The sequence below is a fragment of the Thioclava atlantica genome (assembly GCF_000737065.1).
In the GTDB taxonomy this organism is placed as follows: domain Bacteria; phylum Pseudomonadota; class Alphaproteobacteria; order Rhodobacterales; family Rhodobacteraceae; genus Thioclava; species Thioclava atlantica.
In genome coordinates this window covers 151,193-171,466 of sequence record NZ_AQRC01000009.1, presented here as the reverse complement: position 1 = coordinate 171,466, position 20,274 = coordinate 151,193, and the positions used below count along the sequence as shown (strand labels likewise).

At 60.4% G+C, this 20,274-nt stretch carries 23 protein-coding genes and 1 pseudogene; 8 read left to right on the top strand and 16 right to left on the bottom strand.

Annotation, left to right across the window (positions count from 1 at the left end; genetic code table 11):
• Both DW2_RS19985 and DW2_RS12485 read left to right on the top strand, forming a co-directional pair.
• Nucleotides 1-614 (top strand): annotated as a pseudogene (locus tag DW2_RS19985) (restriction endonuclease subunit R); the annotation flags it as partial.
• 87 nt (nucleotides 615-701) lie between these two features.
• Entirely contained in the window at nucleotides 702-1,736 is a 1,035-nt protein-coding gene (locus DW2_RS12485; protein WP_081874974.1) for an IS1595 family transposase, read from the top strand.
• Nucleotides 1,737-1,793: 57 nt separating this feature from the next.
• On the opposite strand, the gene DW2_RS19800 is transcribed toward DW2_RS12485, so the two are convergent.
• Both DW2_RS19800 and DW2_RS12480 read right to left on the bottom strand, forming a co-directional pair.
• Complete coding sequence (locus DW2_RS19800; RefSeq protein WP_156102964.1) at nucleotides 1,794-2,318, bottom strand: hypothetical protein; 525 nt, start codon at nucleotides 2,316-2,318, stop codon at nucleotides 1,794-1,796.
• Entirely contained in the window at nucleotides 2,302-2,685 is a 384-nt protein-coding gene (locus tag DW2_RS12480) for a winged helix-turn-helix domain-containing protein (protein WP_051855991.1), read from the bottom strand. The genes DW2_RS19800 and DW2_RS12480 overlap by 17 nt, the downstream gene beginning before the upstream one ends.
• 492 nt (nucleotides 2,686-3,177) lie before the next feature.
• Here DW2_RS12480 and DW2_RS12475 point away from each other — a divergent pair, with 492 nt between their 5' ends.
• Complete coding sequence (locus DW2_RS12475) at nucleotides 3,178-4,203, top strand: CBS domain-containing protein (protein ID WP_038147020.1); 1,026 nt, start codon at nucleotides 3,178-3,180, stop codon at nucleotides 4,201-4,203.
• 292 nt (nucleotides 4,204-4,495) lie between these two features.
• Here DW2_RS12475 and DW2_RS20075 read toward each other — a convergent pair whose 3' ends face one another.
• The 4 genes from DW2_RS20075 to DW2_RS20180 all read right to left on the bottom strand — a co-directional run bounded on the left by DW2_RS20075 (nucleotide 4,496) and on the right by DW2_RS20180 (nucleotide 6,437).
• Nucleotides 4,496-4,657 (bottom strand): hypothetical protein, encoded by a 162-nt coding sequence (locus DW2_RS20075; RefSeq protein WP_168172822.1) that lies wholly within the window; start codon nucleotides 4,655-4,657, stop codon nucleotides 4,496-4,498.
• A gap of 181 nt (nucleotides 4,658-4,838) precedes the next feature.
• Nucleotides 4,839-5,045 (bottom strand): cold-shock protein, encoded by a 207-nt coding sequence (locus tag DW2_RS12470; RefSeq protein ID WP_038147019.1) that lies wholly within the window; start codon nucleotides 5,043-5,045, stop codon nucleotides 4,839-4,841.
• Between the two features lie 200 nt (nucleotides 5,046-5,245).
• Nucleotides 5,246-6,103 carry a lysophospholipid acyltransferase family protein gene (locus tag DW2_RS12465; RefSeq protein WP_202900114.1) on the bottom strand — a complete coding sequence of 286 codons (858 nt, stop codon included), beginning with the start codon at nucleotides 6,101-6,103 and terminating at the stop codon, nucleotides 5,246-5,248.
• On the bottom strand, nucleotides 6,018-6,437 hold the full coding sequence (locus DW2_RS20180) for a DUF982 domain-containing protein (protein WP_238321327.1): 420 nt from the start codon (nucleotides 6,435-6,437) through the stop codon (nucleotides 6,018-6,020). Before DW2_RS20180 ends, DW2_RS12465 begins: the two co-directional genes overlap by 86 nt.
• A 683-nt stretch (nucleotides 6,438-7,120) precedes the next feature.
• Here DW2_RS20180 and DW2_RS12455 point away from each other — a divergent pair.
• The 5 genes from DW2_RS12455 (at nucleotide 7,121) to DW2_RS19785 (ending at nucleotide 9,803) form a co-directional block, all read left to right on the top strand.
• Nucleotides 7,121-7,927 (top strand): transglutaminase-like domain-containing protein, encoded by an 807-nt coding sequence (locus DW2_RS12455; RefSeq protein WP_038147083.1) that lies wholly within the window; start codon nucleotides 7,121-7,123, stop codon nucleotides 7,925-7,927.
• Nucleotides 7,928-8,124: 197 nt separating this feature from the next.
• Nucleotides 8,125-8,331, top strand: a complete 207-nt coding sequence (locus DW2_RS12450) for a cold-shock protein (RefSeq protein ID WP_038147014.1) — start codon at nucleotides 8,125-8,127, stop codon at nucleotides 8,329-8,331.
• Nucleotides 8,332-8,387: 56 nt separating this feature from the next.
• Nucleotides 8,388-8,606, top strand: a complete 219-nt coding sequence (locus DW2_RS12445) for a hypothetical protein (protein WP_038147012.1) — start codon at nucleotides 8,388-8,390, stop codon at nucleotides 8,604-8,606.
• A 66-nt stretch (nucleotides 8,607-8,672) separates the two neighbouring features.
• Nucleotides 8,673-8,834: a hypothetical protein gene (locus tag DW2_RS19790; RefSeq protein WP_156102962.1), complete on the top strand. Its 162-nt coding sequence runs from the start codon at nucleotides 8,673-8,675 to the stop codon at nucleotides 8,832-8,834.
• Between the two features lie 684 nt (nucleotides 8,835-9,518).
• Nucleotides 9,519-9,803 (top strand): hypothetical protein, encoded by a 285-nt coding sequence (locus DW2_RS19785; RefSeq protein WP_156102961.1) that lies wholly within the window; start codon nucleotides 9,519-9,521, stop codon nucleotides 9,801-9,803.
• Between the two features lie 343 nt (nucleotides 9,804-10,146).
• Here the strand turns inward: DW2_RS19785 and DW2_RS12435 are convergent, their stop codons facing one another.
• The 10 genes from DW2_RS12435 to DW2_RS12385 form a co-directional block, all read right to left on the bottom strand.
• Nucleotides 10,147-11,283: a cation:proton antiporter domain-containing protein gene (locus tag DW2_RS12435; protein WP_038147009.1), complete on the bottom strand. Its 1,137-nt coding sequence runs from the start codon at nucleotides 11,281-11,283 to the stop codon at nucleotides 10,147-10,149.
• A 49-nt stretch (nucleotides 11,284-11,332) separates the two neighbouring features.
• Entirely contained in the window at nucleotides 11,333-11,755 is a 423-nt protein-coding gene (gene trxC / locus DW2_RS12430; RefSeq protein ID WP_038147008.1) for a thioredoxin TrxC, read from the bottom strand.
• Nucleotides 11,756-11,812: 57 nt separating this feature from the next.
• Complete coding sequence (locus DW2_RS12425) at nucleotides 11,813-12,655, bottom strand: SDH family Clp fold serine proteinase (RefSeq protein WP_038147007.1); 843 nt, start codon at nucleotides 12,653-12,655, stop codon at nucleotides 11,813-11,815.
• Complete coding sequence (locus DW2_RS12420) at nucleotides 12,646-13,251, bottom strand: rhomboid family intramembrane serine protease (RefSeq protein WP_238321326.1); 606 nt, start codon at nucleotides 13,249-13,251, stop codon at nucleotides 12,646-12,648. Before DW2_RS12420 ends, DW2_RS12425 begins: the two co-directional genes overlap by 10 nt.
• Before the next feature lie 225 nt (nucleotides 13,252-13,476).
• On the bottom strand, nucleotides 13,477-13,959 hold the full coding sequence (locus tag DW2_RS12415; protein WP_038147004.1) for a bacterioferritin: 483 nt from the start codon (nucleotides 13,957-13,959) through the stop codon (nucleotides 13,477-13,479).
• A gap of 53 nt (nucleotides 13,960-14,012) precedes the next feature.
• A complete protein-coding gene (locus DW2_RS12410) occupies nucleotides 14,013-14,594 on the bottom strand; it encodes an NADH dehydrogenase ubiquinone Fe-S protein 4 (RefSeq protein ID WP_038147002.1) in 582 nt (193 codons plus the stop codon).
• A gap of 1 nt (nucleotide 14,595) precedes the next feature.
• Nucleotides 14,596-15,216, bottom strand: a complete 621-nt coding sequence (locus tag DW2_RS12405; RefSeq protein WP_038147000.1) for a hypothetical protein — start codon at nucleotides 15,214-15,216, stop codon at nucleotides 14,596-14,598.
• A gap of 211 nt (nucleotides 15,217-15,427) precedes the next feature.
• Nucleotides 15,428-16,033, bottom strand: coding sequence for an HdeD family acid-resistance protein (locus DW2_RS12395; RefSeq protein WP_272944428.1), 606 nt, complete (start codon nucleotides 16,031-16,033; stop codon nucleotides 15,428-15,430).
• Nucleotides 16,034-16,086: 53 nt separating this feature from the next.
• Nucleotides 16,087-17,232 (bottom strand): sigma-70 family RNA polymerase sigma factor, encoded by a 1,146-nt coding sequence (locus tag DW2_RS12390; RefSeq protein ID WP_038146995.1) that lies wholly within the window; start codon nucleotides 17,230-17,232, stop codon nucleotides 16,087-16,089.
• A gap of 77 nt (nucleotides 17,233-17,309) precedes the next feature.
• A complete protein-coding gene (locus DW2_RS12385) occupies nucleotides 17,310-20,219 on the bottom strand; it encodes an ATP-dependent Clp protease ATP-binding subunit (RefSeq protein ID WP_038146994.1) in 2,910 nt (969 codons plus the stop codon).
• Nucleotides 20,220-20,274: the final 55 nt, after the last annotated feature.

Below are 20,274 nucleotides of genomic sequence, written 5' to 3'. Positions count from 1 at the left end.
CAGACGTCGGTGCCAAGGTGCGGAAGCTGATCGACGACCACGTCATTTCTCTCGGTATCGATCCGAAGATTCCGCCCGTGCAACTGACGGATGCAGAATTCGACACTCAAGTCGGGCAAGCTGCTGGTGGCCGAGCCAAGGCGTCGGAGATGGAGCATGCGATCCGCTCTCACATTCGCAAGAACCTCGAAACCGATCCGGTCCGTTTCAGGAAAATGTCGGAACGACTGAACGATATCCTGAAAGGCTTTGGCGCGCAGTGGGACCAGATCATCGAGCAACTGCAAGCCATTATCGACGAGCTACGTGGCGAAGCCAGCGATCGCGATGAAAGCACGCCGGATATTCCCGAGGTTTATTTACCGTTCCTTCGCACGGTTTTGGCAGCGACTTCAGCCGATCAGAATACCTCCGCCGATCAGCTTTGCGCATTGCACGAAGTGACACGGACTGTGGTGGATCGCATCATCGAGGAAATCGGAGCAAATCGCTCATTGTGGAGCAGTTTCAAGATGGCGGACCAAGAAAACCTCAGATCAGAAATCTTTGAAATTATTTCCCAATTATCCACGAAACAAAGCGTATCCGATTTCATGGCATTGAAAATCATATAGAAAACACACTTGCTCCCCTAATTCGCGCGATTTGAAGCGTGTCTCTTTGGAATTCGCGGTTTCGGCCAATATTGCCGATCCCCGGAGTTGGAGGCAAGTATGATCACAGAATTGAAGTCGGTGCGAGATATCTGGAAGAAGATGCCCAGAGAGCGCCACGCACGCATTTTCCTTGAAGAAATGATCTGGCCATCTGGTCGCCATTGCCCACATTGTGGCAGCCTTTGCTCAACCCCAATCCAAGGGCGCACTGCTCGCCCTGGCCTCTACCAATGCGCCGAACGTGAATGCCGCCTCCAATTCACGGTCACCACAAAGACCCCGATGCATGCCACGAAACTGGACCTTCGGATCTGGATAGCAGCAATCTTTCTGGTGCTGACGTCCAGCAAGGGAATCTCGTCTGTGGTGATGGCGCGGATCCTGGGTGTGAATCAGAAAACGGCCTGGAAGCTGGGGCATGCGATCCGGGAACTGATGGATGACCGTGAGGCTGTTTCCGCAAGGTTGGCCGGCGTTGTCGAAGTTGATGAGGCATATGTTGGTGGCGCGCCAAAGTTCAAGAAAGGTGTGAAGAACAAGCGGGGTAGAGGCACAGGCAAGCCCATGGTTCTGGTCGCGGCGGATCGCACTGGGCGGGCAAAGGCGACTCTGATCCCGAATGCGCAGGGTGCGACACTCGGGCCGATCATGAATGAGTGGATTGATCCTTCATCGGCCCTCATGACCGACAGCAACACCGCTTATCGGAAGATCGGTCGGAGCTTTGCATCACACCACACTGTCAACCATGGCAAACGACAGTATTCGCGGCCTTCCAAGGGAGCGCATATCAACACCGTGGAGGCTGTGAACTCCCAAGTGCAGCGCGCCCTGATTGGCGTTTACCATCGCTTGGGCCGACAACATCTTCAGAGATATCTGGACGAAATTCTGTGGCGCTGGAACCATCGCCAGCAGGAGGTGAGGATCAGGAACCAGAAAACATCATCTGGAACAAAGACGATTGCCACGACGGTCTGGAAACCGATCCCAGTCGTCGATCAGATGCGAGGATTGCTCTGTTGTGCAGTTGGTCGCCAAGTTCGCAGAACACCCCAGTGGGGGCTGTGCTGGCCTTAATCTCGTGGAACGCCAGATGTGTAATCTCCGACTGAATTGCCCAATGTGAAGTCGGCACTATGGCTTTGGGCACCCGCCTCCCATGAAGTAGTTCGTGGAAATCCCGAGGCGACCCGCGGTGCTGCTCAGCTGCACATTCACTTTGTGCCCGCCTAACTCCTCAAACCTCACATCGACATTCGAAATCTGGGTCGCACCTGATGCAAATGTCACGACTTGGATGTTCGGTTCCATCTGGCGGCGCGCAATCCGAAGTTCAGTGACAATTCTGGCGAACTCATCCAAATCGCCGGGTTTGTATTGATGAACACTGGTAACTGTATCATCGCAAACGAAAAGACCGACTTCAGCTCCCGTGTTACCTTCCACTTCCCACTGGCCTAGTAGTTCTGGTGAAAGTCGAACAAGTTCCCAACCTCGGGAAGTGGCGTGCCGCTGTGCTTCTTCGAGCGAGCTTCCAAGTTTGAAACCGCCCGGGAACTCTGCTGATTCCGATCTCGCTTCCGTATTGCTGGCAAGCAGACCAGCCACGACGCTCAAAGTAAGCGTGAATCGGGTTAGATAATTATTTGTTCGTTTCATTCTCGATTGGTATCCGAATGTGGCCCCGTTGGAAACTACATCCCGTCAATACGCAGGTCACCACGCGCCAGCTTTTTCTCGTGGATAATTGGGTAAGTTTTTTGCGCAGCAGGCAGATATAAGCATCGATATTGCTCAGCGGGTGCTGATCTGCCTCGTCGCCATAGAGGTGTCGGTTGATCATGTCCCCGGTCAGGGTCTTGCCGAACTGTTCGGCAAGTATGCAGAGCGTCTCATGTTCGCGTTTTGCGAGATTCAGGGTCTTGCCATCGGCGATGGCCGTGCAGGTGTCGAGATCGATCGTGAGGGCGCCGACCTTGATTGCGTTCGACCTGGTGCGGCGCAGATGTAGGGCGGCGCGAAGCATTGCACGCCGAACATTGATTTTCTTCGAAGAAATCAGCGCTCGGCGCCCATAAGTTTGCGCACTATTCGCGCAATAGTTTGCGCGCTTTTCCTATAACGTTGCGCTTGCAAAATCAGCGCTCAGTAGAGATTTCTCTCAAAAAAACTTTAGCGGATTTCCGTTTCTCGAGAAAGAAAAATGAACCCATATTGTCCAATTTTCCATTCCGGTCGTTCGGCGCTCACCAGGGCGGGGAGCGGTCATTCGCAGCGCAGGGATCAAGGCCCGCAATGTGCAGAAAGAAAGCTTCTGCATAGCCAGGGCCGTCAGCAATAGAATAGGGGTGCGGCCGGTCCCTGGCTGTCATTCTTTCTTTTCGATGCAGTCAAGCCGTGGCATAAAATACCGCAATGGAATACCGAGGCCTCCGCCTCGTCCTCCACGTATTGGACTGCATAGAAGCGTCCGGGCAATTCACCGCGATCGGAACGGGATGATCGGAGGGGCACCAAATTGAACAAGGAGTTCGAAGAGGTCAAAGCCGACATCGGCGAAGGAAAGGAAGCTTCGACGACGGTCCGAGAGTTGCTTCGCTGGTTCGGTGCCCGCAGGCGCCGCACCGGGGTCGTCAAGAGAATACAAACCGAGTTGGATAATGCGGGTATCATAACCAGCCCAGATTTCACTAAGGTCTGGATTGACGCAGAAATAACGTTCAAGAAAGCGCCGGTTGCAGCGGCTGCTACCAAATCTTCCGGTAGCGACCAAGGCGAGGATGGTGCAGCCTATGCCCCAAAAGAGGCAAACTTCCTCATCAGCATGCTCAAGGCTGCCAACTGCGGTGTGGTTTCGGTCAACCCGCAGGATACCGTCGAGAAGGCGATTACCCTGATGCTGGCGCACGATTTCTCGCAGCTGGCGGTCATGTCGAACGAGCGCACCCTCAACGGTGCGATTAGCTGGAAGACGATCGGCAAGCGCTTGAGCCACGAGAATAATCTCGTCGAAGTGAGAGACGCCATGGAGACGGCCGTCGCTCTGGAAGAAAGCGAAGCGCTGTTCAAAGCTACGAAATTGATCATCGAGCACGAATTCGTCTTCGTCCGATCCTCAACCGACAAGAAGGTTACTGGTATCGTCACTGCGACAGATCTGAGCGAGCAATTTCAGTTTCTATCAGAGCCATTTCTCCTCATCGGACAGATTGAGAACCAGATCCGAAAGCTGATGAATGGAAAGTTCACTACCCAGACTTTGCAGGAGGTCTGTGGCGACACGGACTCGGAGAGAAGGGAGCGAATTCAATCTGTCGTCGACCTAACGTTTGGTGAGTATCTTCGGATAATTCAGAAGCCAGAGAACTGGAAACTGCTCGACCTTCGCGTAGACAGGGGCGTATTTTGCGCTGAGCTGGATAAGGTCCGCGAAATCCGAAACGACGTGATGCACTTCGATCCGGACGGGATCGACGAAGAGCAATACGATCAGTTGAGACGATTCTCAGGGCTGATGGACGAACTGGATGCCTTAGCGCAATAGATATAGGCATCCACCCGGATGGGCGCGGAACTGACCGACAGCGCATCGCCAGGGCCGATGGACGATCTGTGCCAGCGCTGCGGTGGCCTGCGAGCATCTGGAAAGAGCTGGTCGGCGCCTTCGACGCGCCCTGTTCGAATGGCAGCTTCGGGCCGTTCGCGACGGGTCCGTAGGTCTGGGCGGAGAGCAGCCATTCGCTGCGCAAGCCACTAACGTCGGCAATGCGAAGATCGCGCACAGTCCGGTCTTGTCAGCAAAAGCGTCGCATCCGCTTTTGCTCCAGACTGCGCGATCAGGCTTTGTCGTCGCCTTCAGCCGATTTCGTTTCCGGCTTGGCGGCTGTCGGCAGCGTCGGCGGGCGCCGATATCCAAAGCCTTTCCGGGATTGCTTCTTCGCCGGCTGGCTCAGGAATTCGTTCAGGTCCAGTGGCTTCTTTTGAGGTGAATAGCCCAAGTTCGATCTCCGTTTCTACAGGTGACATGTGAACGCGCCGAAACATCCCGACACAGGGCGCGAGAAGCCGTTTGTGGTCTCTCGAAGCATATGCGGCGCCCGGACGGCGTTCTTCGTTCTGGGCGGCGCGCCGCAGGCGCGCTTTCGCGGGCCGGAAGGAACCGGCCCGCGAAGGACTGTATCAGACGAGTTCGAGATCCTTGGCGGATTCCCGACCATCGCGGCCGGTCTCGATCTCGAAGGTCACTTTCTGACCGTCAGCGACATGCGAGATCCCCGAACGCTCGAGCGCGGAGATATGCAGGAACACGTCCTTGCTGCCCGTCTCGGGTTCGATGAAGCCGAAGCCTTTGCTGGAGTTGAACCATTTCACGGTGCCATTGGCCATCGTGCTGTTTCCTTCTTTTGAATTCTGCCCGCAGGATGCGACAGGTCGGCCGGTCAGATCGAAAAGCAAACTGAGGCCGATGAAGGAGACAGGGTGCGGTCGGTATAACGAAGCTCTTTATACATGGGGTCTGACGGGCAGAAAACAAGGACGAACCGAAGATCGAGCCCCGGAAATCGCGATCCGTCGAGCGCTTGCGATCACGACATGGCCGGGGCCAGGCGATCTTTCTCGACATTGAGAAGGGCCTCGACCTGCGCAATCGCCTCGGCAGCCGGACGCCCCGGTGGGATCGCGGGGAAATAGGCCACCGTGATCGTTCCCTCGGTTTTGACACCCTTGCGCCAGACGTGACCGGCATTGTGCGCCACCGGCACGATCGGCAGGCCGAGTTTGCGGTAAAGCGCGATCAGGCCCGGCTGGAATGCGCATCTGTCGTCGACGCCGACACGCGTGCCTTCCGGGAAGATCAGGATCGAGCGCCCTTTCGCGGCCTCTTCGCGTGCCTGCGTGATCATTCCCGCCAGAGCACGCCCGCCACCGCCCCGGTCGATCAGGATCATCGGCGCATGTGCGAGGAACCACCCGAAGATCGGGATGCGCCGCAACTCGTGTTTTGCGATGATGCAGATATCGGGCACCAGCCGGTTGAAGGCCAGTGTCTCCCATGTGGACTGGTGGTTGCAGACATAGATGCAGGGGCGGTCGAGATGTTTGTTCTCGAGTCCCACTTCGCGCACGCGTTGCCGCAAGATCCCGCGCGACAGCAGGGAGAACCCGGCTGTCCAGAACCGAATGGCCGCCCGAACGAAGCTCGGTCGGTGCGCCAGCGCAAGGCACGGGATCAGCGGCGCCTGCAGCAGCGTCCAGAAACCGAACAACCCGTCGAAAAGCTTCGAGCGGGCTGCTTGCGGCCTCGACGTCGCAAAACCGCGTGCCTCCCGCAGCTGGGAAGCCTTTTGGGGGATGCGCTCAGGCCGCAAGGGGGCGAACACTCGCGTCGAACGGCATGAAACCAGCGGTATTGGCGGCACCGAGGAAAGCAGCGCGTGCGTCACCAACGGTGCCCATGCAGTCCATGGCCGCCTCGACACGCTCGATGGCGTGATCCAGCGCCGCATCGGCGACGGGCCATTTCCGGCGTAGCCAGTAGTGCGCTTGTTCGATTGTGCTGAAGTTTTTCACGTCGCCTTCCGGCGACACGACGAGCGAGATGGGTTGGCCCCAGTAAATTTCTATCAAGGTTCTTGTCTTTCTTGGTGTCCGTGATGGCTCCGATTTGAACGGTCGCGCGATCACGAAGGCACAGTAGGGGATTTCTCCGAAACCGTGCGGTTGATTGGTTGGCGCGCGATCACGCGCGCAGGTCTTTTTCCCGAACGGATCGTGCAAAGCTCAGCGCCGAAGCGCGCGCTTCTCGATCGTCAATCTCTGGCAAGCGAACGTCGCCAGGATATCGAGAGGGCAGCTTTCGCGGTCTCGGCCCGACAGAGCGCGGCTTGCTTGCCACGATCCTTGGTCTGCTCGAACGGCTTGGCGGCGCCATGCACCACCGAAAGGTTCCTTTTCCAAATGCCGCCTGCAAAGGGCAGCGGCCCGACAAAGCTCAAGATCGTCGCTGAGCCGGGAGGAACAGGGTCCGAGAATTAAGAGATGCAGGGAAGATGTAGGCGCTTTGTCCCGCGATTGCGAGAGAATTGATCCATTCGAGCGAAGTTTCCACGCAAGGCGTTGATAGCGTGATAAATAAATCCGCCTCGATAGGGGGAACACGCTGTCACGCAGAGCTTTGACGGCACGCAAAACCCGGCATCGGGACACATGAGCCTCGCATTCACACGCGACAAGCCCATATCGTGGGAATGGCCCTCCCGCGTGTTCGGCTGTCCCTTGGTGACGGTTCGCCTTGCCGGGACAGTCCTGCCGAAATCTTGCAGGGGCGCCATGCCACGCAGGAACGATCATTTCGATCACGCCGCGCCCTCGCGTGGCTATTGCATAGATATAAAGGACGCCGCCCGATGGCATTTCCGCCTCCTTCCGACATATCAGCCGCCGCAGGCGAGCGCGCCGATCTGCGCATCAAGATCGGCTGCCGGTTTGATCTCCGCCTGACGCAGCCGACGCCGATGATCGCGCTGCTCAATGTGCATTTCTCCCGCGCCGGAGATCTCGAATTCCCCGATCATCTGAAAACCACGCCGAATGTGCCGCTGAGCGCCTATCGCGACGGGTTCGGCAACTGGTGCACGCGCCTTGTCGCGCCCGAGGGCCTGTTCAGCATCGGCACAGAAGCGATCATCACCGATAGCGGCCAGCCTGACCCGCAGCCGCCCGAGGCCGGGTCCGACCGGGTGGAGGCATTGCCGGCCGAGGTTCTCGTCTACCTCCTTGGCAGTCGATATTGCGAGACCGACACCCTGTCCGAAACCGCCTGGCGCCTGTTCGAGCATACCCCGCCCGGGCGCGCCCGGGTGCAGGCGATCTGCGATTTCGTGCATGCGCATATCCAGTTCGACTATCTCGCCGCCCGGGCCACGCGCAGTGCCGCCCAGGCCTATGCCGAGGCGCAGGGCGTTTGCCGCGACTATGCCCATCTGGCGATCGCCTTCTGCCGATGCATGAACATCCCCGCCCGCTATTGCACAGGCTACCTTGGCGATATCGGTGAACCGCCGCCCTATCCGCCAGGGGACTTCGCGGCCTGGATCGAGGTCTGGCTGGAGGGGCGCTGGTGGGTCTTCGATCCGCGCAACAACACCCCGCGCATCGGGCGCATTCTCGTGGCTCAGGGCCGCGATGCGGCCGACGTTCCCCTGATCCATTCCTTCGGAACGAATGTCCTCGAGGGGTTCGAAGTCTGGTCGGATCAGATCCTCTGAACCCCCTCAGCCGAAATCGCGCAAAACCGGACGCTACTTATTTCCTTTGCTATTTTCGCCGAACCGGCGTAGTGAGAGCGGGCAACGTAATTCCCTTCTGCAACCTGTCTCCTTTGTCGGCTTCAGTCTGCCTTTTCGAATTGACTGAGCCGGGCTGTCGCGTTTTGCGGGCAGCATTTATCATAGGAGACATCACGATGGCCAATGGCACCGTGAAATGGTTCAACCAGACCAAAGGCTTCGGCTTCATCGAGGCGAAGACCGGCGGACGGGATATCTTCGTCCATATTTCGGCCCTTGAGCGCGCGGGCCTCTCGCAGCTCAATGACGGGCAGGCCGTGACTTACGAGATCGAGACCGGCCGCGACGGACGCGAGTCCGCCTGCGATCTGGCACTCGCCTGATCGGATCGGTTCCGGATCCGGTCCATCGGGCCGGATCCCGCGAACAGGGAGGGCACATGCCCCGCAAAGACAAGTTGAACGGCTTCTTCCGCGAACTTGCCCCGAAACCGGGGACGGCTCAGGACAAGACGGATGCCGCAGTGCGCATCATCCGAGAGGCGGAAGCTGAAAAAAGAGCGGATCTGACCGCGACTTTGCGCGCGGCGCGACTGGAGCGGGATGAGGGCGATCACGACCTGAAGCCACCGTCTCGCAGGACGAAACCGCGAAGTTGACCGGAAAATTCGGTCATCCAACAGAATTTCCCGGGCGTCTCCCGGGAATAACATGGAGGGCCGAAGATGGCTTTTGAAAAAGTGCCTTCGGGCAAAACGCCCCAGACGAATGACCTTGCGACCCATAAGGGCCATGCCGCCCTCGCTTGGCACCACTTCTTCCGCAGTCTGTCCGACGACAAGATATCGGACGAGCGTGGCCCCTTGGTGCGCGGCGTTCAGGAATAATCGTTCTCTAAAATCAGGGGTGTGGGGGTCCCGGCAAGAAGGCTGAGCGGCGCGAGGTTCCAAGCGAACCGGCTGACGCTCGCCACACGACTTGCCGGGAGGTGGAGCGGCAGGAGGAAACTCCTGCCGCTTCGCTTTTGAAAGGGCGGCCCTGCCCAATGATGGGACAGGCGACTATTTCCGTTCTCGGCAGCGATAATGTCATGTCCACGGAGCAGTGGTTTAGAGAACTCCGTCCCTTAGCCCGAGATGTCCGTCGTCAGATGGTTTGGGACACGAGGGGCTGATCTGGAACGGAGGGCTTGGCTCGTTTCCCAGGGCACCGGGAAGGTAGGAGTTCTCGAACAGGGGGCGGTTCTTCAGGGTCAGCTGCCGACGCTCGATCTTGCGTTGTGCCTGGAGGCTGCGACCGGCCATTCGCAGCGTCTCTTGCGAATGACCGCAATGGGCCGATAGCGTCAAACTTCCGGGCAACACAAGTTCGCGGCGTCTCTATCAGGCTTGATGAACGACCGGAATCGACGCGAGTTCTGCCGCGTGAGCTTTGGGCCATGCGGGCTGGAAAAACTCCCCGACCGCTAACCGTAAAAATCGAAAAAATTTCGACTGACGACTCACAGCAATTTTTCCGGCTACGCAAACTTATGCGCAAATCGCGCAAACTTATGCGTAGAACGCAAAGCTTTGCGCAAACCTACACCGCCTGTAGGGCGGCGCGAAGCGCTGCGCACTGAAAATTGGTTTTCTTCGAAAAAACCAGCACTCGGTGCCCATAAGATTGCGCACTGTTTGCGCAATAGTTTGCGCGCTTTTCCCATGACTTTGCGCTTTCAAAATGAGCGCTCAGTAGAGATTTCTGTTAAAAAGACTTTAGCGAATTTTTATTTCTGGAGAAAGAAAAATGACCCGCATTTCAGCCGAGATCGTGGATTTGACCGAGCAGCGGCGTCAATGAGGCTGATTGAATGAAGTCAGGACGCGGATTCCTCTATTGTTCGAATGTCGGGTGAGGTTGCCTCGACCCGCACGGCTCAGAGCTTCTCTTTGAAGTCTGCTTTCCCTAAAATGGTTTCCGCTATGCGGAGACGTTGCTCAGAACCGAGTACAGCATTGCCAAATCGCAGGTTTCGGTAGCTGCTCACATTGGTCTGCCGAGAGGTCATTTTTCACCTTCGACCGTGCGAAATAAAGTCTCGGCTGTGAACAGGCATGCAATTTTGGCTCTGGCGCACATTGTGTAATGTTTGACGGCTCCATTCCTAAATTTGGCGCAGATGCTGAAGATCATCTGTAGACGAAAAACTCAGGTGTTCTATCCCGACCGCCTGATCATGAGGCTACCGACCACAATGCTCGCACCAATCGCGAGCAGGAGAGGGCCGGCGAATTCCTCCGCCACAATGCCCGACGCGGAGGAAACCGACAGCAGCATCAGGCTGAACTCTCCTCCGTGGGCCAAGATGATCGCGGCCCGCCATGAGGTCTGAAGCGACTCGCCGAATAGTCGGGCGAGGAGTAAAACGATCAGCGTCTTTCCCAGAACCAGAATGGCGAGCCAGAACAGGACGCTCTGCCAAGACGAAGGCAAGATCCCAAGCGGCAGTTGCGTTCCGATGCCGATGAAGAAAATCCCCACAAATAAATCGCGAAAAGGCCGGATTTCCTTTTCGACCGCCTGGCGCGCGTCTCCCTCGCCGATAATCATGCCGGCCGCAAATGCGGCGAGTGCTGGAGAAAGGCCGGCGTAGGTCGCCACGATCGCAGACCCGAGCGCAATGGTGAGCGCGAGGAGTTGGGCAAGTTCCGGATCGCCACGCGACGCCACCCAGCGGGCAAGCACCTGCAACGGACCACGGGCAATGAACAGCGCGGCAACCAAAGCTGCCGCGCTGGCGATGACCGTTATCGCGGCATGCCCTTCAGCGGCCCCGCTCGTTGCATCGTGAAGAAGCAGGAATGCGACGGCTGCCAAATCCTGAAACAGAAGCACCGCGATGGCCAGGCGCCCCTGAGACGACGCCAGAGCGTCCAGGCTTGCGAGCACTTTCAGGCACATGGCCGTGGATGACATCGCAACGGCCCCGCCAACAAGAATCGCGGCGACGGGCGCGAAGCCGAATGCCAGACTTCCCAAGACCGCAGAGAGTACTGTCGTGATCGCGACCTGCGCGCCGCCGACACCGAAAACGTGATGCCTGAGCGTCACAAGCTTCTCAAACGAGAATTCGAGGCCGAGCGCGAACAGCAGGAGTATCACGCCAATCTCGCCGATGTTGGTGAGGGCCGTGCTCTGAGCAAGCAGTCCGAAACCGGCCGGCCCGATCAACAGACCCGCCAAGATGTACCCCACGATGCTGGGCACGCCGATCCGTGAGCATATCGTGACCAGCACGAACGCCACAGCCACCAGCAGGGCCGCACTTTCGAGAAATCCGGTCACGCCGTGCATTTGACTTATCCAAATCGCATGGCGCAGGGAAGGCCAGGAGCCAAAATCATCAGAGCCGCGATTGCGCCCATTGCGCGATCTGGGCGGCAGACATCGCGCCGCTCTGGCGCGCGATTTCCTTGCCGCCTTTGAAGAGGATCATGGTGGGAATGCCGCGGATCTCGTAGCGGCCGGCGATCTGCTGTTCGGCTTCCGTATCGAGCTTGCCCAGGCGGACACGGGGTTCGAGCGAGCGCGCCGCCGCTTCGAATTGGGGCGCCATCATCTTGCATGGTCCGCACCACTCGGCCCAGAAATCGACGAGCAACGGCAGGTCGGCATTTGCGTGGCGGTCGAAATTCGCCGCCGTTAGCGTAACCGGATGGCCCTGAAAGAGGGCGCCGCCGCAGCGTCCGCAATTGGGATTGTCGCCCAGGCGCTCTTGCGGCACCCGGTTGGTGGAATTGCAGTTCGGGCAGATAACGGTCGTCATTTGGTTTCCTTTGCTGAGCAGGCCCGGTCCTCCGGGCGGTGGATGGTTCTCTCGACGTCAGTGGCCAGACAGGCCGCGGCGCGCCTCGCGTTCTCGCGGCACGGGCAGATATTCGACGCCGCCGCCCTGCCGCCGCACAGGCTGCGGGTAAAGCGTCATCAGTTCCAGGACTTCCTTGGGCATGTCCGTTCCGACGGGCAGGCCCAGCTCGCGTGCCTCATCGGCGGAGATCGGATAATCATGGGTCCAGGTGCCGGTCGCCAGTTTCGCCGCCACATCCGCCGCCCGGGCCTCATCCATTTTGTCCGAGAGAAGCCGCTTCGCGAAGGCCTCGATCTGCGCGATGGCCTTGCGACCGACATCGGCCATGATCAGCGTCTGGTCGTCGATCTCGGCGATGGGTTTTTCCTCGACGACCTTGATCAGCGAGGCGGCGGGCATCTGGCCGAGCTGCGGATCGACGGGGCCCAGCACGGAATGCTCGCACATCACGATCTCGTCGGCGGCAAGCGCGATCAAGGTGCCGCCCGACATCGCGTAATGCGGCACGAACACGGTGACCTTTCCCTTATGGCCCTGAATGGCCCGCGCGATCTGGGTTGCTGCCAGCACCAGCCCACCCGGCGTGTGCAGCACGATATCGAGCGGCACCTCGTCGTCGGTCATCTGGATCGCACGCAGGACTTCCTCGGAATCGTTGACGTCGATGTAGCGCATCAGGGGAAAGCCCAGCAGGTTCATGGTCTCCTGCCGGTGGATCAGCGAGATGACGCGGCTCGCGCGTTTCTTCTCGATCTGGGCAATCTTGCGGGTGCGCATCGCCTCCAGATATCTGCGCTGAAGCACCGGTTGCAGCGCAGAGAAGATGAAGAAGAGCCAGAAAAGCTGCGTTATGTCCATGGACCTTGTCCTCCTTGCCGTCGGCCGTCGGGCAAAAAGCCGGAGATGCCTTCGTCGCGGTAATAGTTGCGATAGCCGTCGGCGCGCCTTCGAAGGAATGGCGTGACGAGCCAACCGGCGACGAACCCGCCGATATGCGCCCACCAGGCGACGCCGCCCATGGCCTGATCGCCCAGCGACAGGATGCCGGGGATCACCTGCAGGCCGAGCCAGATCATCGCGAAGCCAAGGGCCGGGACCTCGAAGAACAGCGGCAGGAAGAGAACCGGCACCATCACCACCAGCTTCGCCGCCGGAAACATGCGCGCATAAGCGCCGATCACGCCCGCGATCGCGCCGGATGCGCCGAGCGCGGGAATGACGGAATCGGGGTTGGCCAGGGCATGCGCCAGGCTGGCCGCGATACCGCAGAACAGATAGAACAGCGTGAACCGGCCCGGCCCAAGCCGGTCCTCGACCGCGGGGCCGAAAATCCAGAGCGTCCACATGTTCAAGATGAGGTGAAGCCAGCCCCCGTGCAGGAAGATATTGGTCAGGAATGGGGTCCAGCCGGACGGGGCGATGAGGCTTAGCTGTCCGAAGAAGCGCGAAGGCACCAGCGCGAACTCGAAAAGGAACCTGTCTACCACGCGCGGCGGCAGGCTTGTCTGATAGAGAAACGCGAGGACGTTCGCAGCAATGAGCGCCCATATGATGACGGGCGGGTAACGGCGTGCGACGCTGTCAAGATAGGGAAACAGTGGCAGTCTCCGCGTTCATCGGGGTGTCTGGCGGTCGTGGCGGAGCAAGGCGCGCGCGCGCGCCCGCCTTGCCCCTCGCCGTCACGCTTCGGCCTTGGTCTCATCGAGGAAGCGCAGGCTGTAACTGGCCTCGCCCAGCCTTTCGATGAGCTCGAGCTGCAACTCCAGCCAGGCCTTGTGCCCTTCCTCGTCGAGCACGATTTCCTCGAACAGCATTCGCGATCCGATGTCGTTTTCCTCTGCCGCGGCGCGTGCCGCCTGGCTGTAGAAGGCAATCGCCTCTTCCTCGTCCTTGAGGTCGGCTTCAAACATCTCGCGCAGGGTCTTTGCCCGAACCGGCGGCTTGTCGAAAGCCACCTCGGGCTCACCCTTGAGAAACAGGATCCGCTCCAGAAAGCGGTCGGAATGGCCGGTTTCCTCGGTCTGTTCCTCGCGCATCTGCGCGGCGAGACCGACAAGGCCCCAGTCCTCCAGGACATGGGCATGAAGCTGATACTGGTGTGCGGCGCTGATCTCCATCCTGAGCGCCTTGTTCAGGTTCTCAATTGTCTTGGCATTGGACATTTCGTCTCTCCTCGGTTGGGGTGTGGCAAAGTCTCAACTCTTTAGGCGGGGCGTCACGTCTTGCGCCGCCCCGCCGCGACGGTCACGCCCGTCCAGGCCGGCGGATCAGAAGCGGGGAAGGATTCGAGATCGGCCTCAAGCACCGGATCGAGCGGGCGATCATCGGTCCCGGACAGATCCCGCGCGCCATCTTGATCGACCGCCCTTCGCAGGCGGTGGTCCGAATGCCCCTGACCCGTGCCGGAGGAGACCCGAAAGGCCCCCGGCGCATCGGCCCCCTTGTAGAGTCGGTGCCTTTCCTGCCCCCGCCAGGGGTTGGGCGCGGTGCGGTGCGGGGCGTCCTCGCGCACGACATAATGCCAGTCCTGCCGCTCGGCGAAGTCCACGGCGCTGTCGCGGTCGGGGAATTTCAGCCGGATCGGGCGATAGGCGTCGTCGCTGGAGGTGTAGCCCATCAGCGGGTCGATCTGAAGCGGCCGGGACGGCTCGAACTCCAGGACCCAGTAGTTGGGCCGAGGCGCCGATGTCATCGCGGAACGGGCAGGACGGTAGATGATTGCCGTCGGCACGTCCCAGGATGGCAGATCGGTTCCGGGAATTTTCGGCGGGAATGGTGGACGATTATGGCCGCGCATATCAGTTCTCCCGGGTGTCGGTGGATACGAGAAGGTGACGTTCGAGATCGTCGAGTTTTTCCATTCGCCTCGAATTCAGGCGAACGGCGCGTTCGGTGTTCTGCGAAGGAAAGGCAGCAGCGTGCAGGACGTCCGACCGCATCGCTATCGTGAGATCGGCGACGGCATTCATCACGCCCTCTCCGTCCCCGTCCGAGAGCGTGCCGTCAGCAAAACCGGACTGCAAGCTCTCCAGTACCTGCTCGAAGCTGGACACGACCCCTGCACTCGCGACCACAGCCAGCTTGTGGCTGAGAACACGCAGTTCATCGATCAGCTTCGCATCGTGCCTTGCGGTTTCCACGATCTCTGCGACCTTCTCGATACAGGCCATGTAAATGTCGCATTGCTGCTGGAGGATGATGACCCTTCCTTCCTTGCGAAGCTCGAGATCGGTCTGGCGATTGAGAAGCGCCGCGGTCAGAATGATCGTCACGACAGCGCCGAGGAAGATGAGCGTCATCTCCTGCGCGAAAGGCAGTATGTCTTCGGCAAGATACATCGAACGAAAAACGAAAAGGATTCCGATGCCCAAGGCAGCGGCCGCACCAGCAAATACCAAGTCAGGCAGGCGGTTCGACATCAGCACCTCGCATTTTCGGTGTCAGGTGGCATGCACGGCTTTGCATCGGCGTCCGGCGCCTCTGCGTCCCGGTGCCGCAGGAAGATTGGCGTCGGACCGCTGCCGAACGGATTGAAGCCGGTGCTCAGGCAACGGTCGAAGATCGTTTCGTCCCATCGGGTGAAATCGTGCTCCTCGCCGGCAAGTCGCCCGTCATGCATCACAGGGCACCTCACGCCTTTGCCGATGGGGGAGCGTCATCGAAGGCCGCACCGTCCGAACGATCCGCCTTGCGAAGCCGTAACCCGAGGAGGATCATCATCACCCCGAAGAACGCGGCGTAGAAGCCGATCAGCCAGCCGAGCGCGAGGAAGCTTTCGACCGGGCGCGTCAGCAGCATCCAGGTCACGACGACACCGAGAACGACCGAGAGAAGGCCGCTTAGGATCAGCCAGATTTCGCCGTCGATTTCCTTTCGCAGGCGGATCGCTGCCGCGATCTCGAGGGCACCCGAGAACACGGACCAGAAGGCGATGCTGGCCCAGAGGAATGTCGCAAGCACAAGCGTCGCGACAAAAGGCGAGACAACCACGACGACGCCCGTGGCGATGCCCAGAATGCCGCTGAACATCAGCCAGCCCCAGCGTTCGCCCTTGCGGATGTTACGTATCGCGGCGACGAGGCCGAACACGCCGTCGGCAAAGGCGAACGCGCCGAAGACCAGCGTGAGCGCCAGAAGCGATTCCGCAGGCATGACGAAGGCTAACACTGCGATGATCAATGCGAGCACGCCGCGTAACACGAATGCCCACCAATTCCGGGACAGGCTGCACAGCATGTCCTGCATCTTGTCGGTCGGGTTTTCAGAGGCTGTGGTCATTGGTCGATCTCCTATTCAGTTCCATGTAAGGTGTCGGAGCCGACCTCCTCGCCGGTTAGGGCGGCGGCCAAGCGGCGGCGATCCTCGATCGGCTGAGGCAGACGCTGCGTGTGAGCGATTTCCCGTTGGACGGGCGCGCGGCCTGATGGTTCTCTGACAAACCCGGCTTCGGCAAGCCTCGCGCGTAGTGTCGCGCCCGCATTTTCTGCGATCTCCGCGACCTCTGTCTCGGTCAGGCCGAAAAGGTCTGCCGTCTCCGCGATCGTAGCGTTGTCGAGGTGGAGCCGATAGAGAACGCGGCGTTCGACCGACGGAAGATCGGCGATTGCCCGGTGCAGCACCATGGCGATCTTATGCCGATCCGCTTGGCTCTCGGGGTCTGTGCCGCCGTCGTCGGCGATGAGGTCCTCCAGCATCAGCACTTCGTCGGGCTGGTAGAACTCGAACATCGCCTGATCCGCCTCGGTCGGATCCTCCGCCGGGGCCTCGGGTTCCGCCTCGATGGAGGCGGCATCCTCAGGCACGGCGCGGGATTCTTCCTCGATGGTCTGAAAAGCCAGCCGTTTCAGCCAGTCGCCGACGGAAAACTCCGAAGGCCGATCCTCGAAGCGGGCCAGCCCCTTGAGGATCGTCGCATCGACGATATCGCGAACGCTCAGGTAGCCAGCCGGCACAGACCCGCTACACTCCAGATAGGTCAACTCGCGCCTGACGGTATCGTAAACCGTATCGAGATGATCCTCGATCAGGTCAAAGAAGAGCTGGCGCCGGTCCGCTTCCGCCGCATCCCGCGCGGGCGGCAGCGGGGCGCCGATCCGGCGCCGGCGGGCGGGGCGCTTGTATTCAGGCTCGTGCTTGAGGCGCGCCACATGCCGATCGACCTGGTGGCGCAGGTCGGCAAAGGTCTTGCGCAGGACAGGCTCGATCTCGAATCCCTCTTCCCGCGCCACGATCACGCCCGACGGCAGTTGCAGGCGCAGGCTGATTTTGATGCGCTTCTTGCCCCTCGTCTGCGAGGCAACGACTTCGAGCCGGACCAGATCCTCGCGAAAGCGCGCAAGGTGCGGTTCAAGTTGCCGCACCTCTTCCTCGATGACCTCAGGCGCGCGCTGTTGGCCGTGCCGGTCGAGATTGCGGAATGATCTAATGACGTTCATGCCGTGGACCTTCCTATAACTCTCCGAAGAGATGGTCCGGCGCGACCGATATCGCGCCGGGCCAGTCTTTTGCGCTGTCACTCGGCGGACTTGTCGTCCTTGGACTGCACCTCATCCCCAACGCTGGGCTTCGGAACGTCCGTCTTGTTTTCGGCAACTTCGCTGGACTCGCCGATCCCGGCTTGGGCCGGATCGTCCGGGCTGTCGTCACCGGTGTCCTTTACGATCTTTTCGAACACGACCCTCTGTTCGTCCTCCGACCAGGCGACGCGGACCTTGTCACCATCCTCGATCCGCCCGGAGAGCATCTCGCGGGCCAACTCGGTCTCCAGCTCCGACCGGATCAGCCGGCGCAGCTCGCGGGCGCCGAATTCGGGGCGGAAGCCGACGGCACCGAAATGATCGACCACGCTGGTGTCGAATTCGAGTTCGACGCCCTGGGTCATCGCGGTGCGCTTCACCCGGTTCAACTGCAATTCGACGATCTGGCGGATCTCCGACTGGTTCAGCGAGTGGAAGACGATGATCTCGTCGATCCGGTTGATGAATTCGGGCCGGAAATGACCGCGCAGCACGTCCATCAGTTCGGATTTCTGCTTTGCCTCGTCGAACTCCTTCGTGCCGCGCTTCTGTAGGTTGCGCTGGATGATGTCGGAACCGAGGTTCGAGGTGGCGATGATGATGGTGTTGGTGAAGTCTACGACGCGCCCCTTGCCGTCGGTCAGACGCCCGTCGTCGAACACCTGAAGCAGGATGTTGTAGACATCCGGATGCGCCTTCTCGATCTCGTCGAGCAGCACCACCGAATAGGGCCGGCGGCGGACCTTTTCGGTCAGCTGGCCCCCCTCGTCATAGCCGACATAGCCCGGAGGCGCACCGACCAACCGTGCCACCGCGTGACGCTCGCCATATTCCGACATGTCGATCCTGAGAAGCGCATCCTGATCACCGAAGATCACCTCGGCCAGCGTCTTGGCCAGTTCCGTCTTGCCGACGCCGGTCGGCCCGAGGAAGAGGAAGGTCGCAGTCGGACCGGAGCCTTCGCGCAGACCCGCGCGCGCGAGACGCACCGCATCGGCCACGGCGTGGATCGCTTCTTCCTGGCCGATGACGCGCTCGTGCAGCTTGTCTTCGAGCTTGAGGAGCTTGTCCTTCTCCTCGGTGGTCAGTTCGGTGACCGGAACCCCGGTGATCTTCGAGACGATCTGGGCGACGTGATCGGCGCGCACCTCGGCTGTCGCCGAAGCCTGATCGCGTTTCCATACCTCCAGCAGCTCGTCGAGCTCCGTCTGCCTGGCCTCCAGTTCCTTCTTCAGCTCGGCCGCCCGGTCGAATTGCTTGCGCGCGGCGGCATAGTCCTGTTCACGCCTGATCTGCGCGACCTCGGCTTCGAGCTCCTGCACGTCCACGGGCCGCGCAGTGGCCGAGATCTTCACCCGCGCCGCGGCCTGGTCGATCAGGTCGATCGCCTTGTCGGGCATGAAGCGACCGGTGATATAGCGATCCGAAAGCTCTGCGGCGGCGATGATCGCCTCGTCGGTGATCGTCACCTTGTGGTGGCTTTCGAGCGTGTCGCGCAGCCCGCGCAGAATCATGATCGTCTGTGCGACCGTGGGCTCGTCCACATAGACCGGCTGGAAGCGGCGTTCGAGTGCGGCGTCCTTCTCGATGTATTTCTGGTATTCGTTGAGCGTTGTCGCGCCAATCAGGTTCAACTCGCCGCGCGCCAACGCCGGCTTGAATGTGTTGGCGATGTCAAGTCCGCCCTCGCCGCCGCCCTGGCCGGCGCCGACGATGGTGTGGATCTCGTCGATGAAGAGAATGAGGTTGTCTTTCTCCTCGGTTATCTCCTTGAGGATCTTCTGCACGCGCTCCTCGAACTCGCCGCGATACTTGGACCCTGCGACCATCGAGTTGATGTTCAGTTCAACCAGCCGCTTGTCGCGCAGGGCCTCGGGCACCTCGCCGGCCACGATCCGCTGGGCGAGCCCCTCGATGATGGCGGTCTTGCCGACGCCGGGCTCGCCGATCAGCACGGGGTTGTTCTTCTTGCGCCGCGCAAGAACCTCGATCGTCGTCTCGATCTCGCGGGCGCGACCGATCACCGGATCGAGCTTGCCCTCGCGCGCGGCCTTGGTGAGGTCGCGGCTGAACTGGTCGAGATCGGGGGTGTTCGACGGAGTCTCGACGCGGCCTTCCTCGGCACCCTTGCCGACCACCTTCGTCACCTGCTGGCGCAGCGCCTGCGGCGTCAGCCCCAGCTTGCGCAGCATCGCCGCCGCGAGGCCTTCGCCCTCTTCGGCGAGCCCGATCAGCAAATGTTCCGGCCCGACATAGGAATGGCCAAGCTCGTTCGAGGCGATGAAGGCGCGGTTCAGCGCGTCCTTGAGACGCGGGCTGACACCGATCTCGCTCTCGGTCTTGCCCTCGCCGTGTTTGGCCTCTTTCTCGATCTGGCGGGCAAGATCATCCGCATCGATCTTGAACTGCTCAAGGATCGTGCGCACGACATCCGACGTTGTCAGCGCCAGCAGCAGATGTTCGGTATCCACCTCGTTGCGACCGAACTCGCCCGCCTTCTGCGCCGCCGCCTGCAACAGCTTGTTGCCCTGTTCGCTCAACCGGTCGGCGATCGTCTGCCCGCCGCCGCCCCGGCGGGCTCCGCGGCGCGGCGCTTCGCCGCCGAAGGTCGCGTCCACCACATCGTCATCCCCGACGTCGCCACCGGTATCCGTCGCGCCCACAGAGCGGCCCCGCATCGGGCTGTCCCCGAAGATGCTGCCAAAGCCGCTGTCGCCAAAGAAGTCGTCGAACAGCGAAGACCGCCCGAACAGCGATTCGAGCGGCGAGGCGCTGCGGCCCGACCGGCGCACCATCTCGCGGTAATGCTGGTCGCAAAGCTCCATGTCCTGCGTCTTGCCGTTGATCGAGGCCCGCACGCGCGCCGTCGCCGGGCGGCCGCAGATATCGCATTTTCCGTTCGCCATTTTGACCTCCTTCAGGTTGAAAATTGATGCGATCACACATTGAAATGAGTGCCGC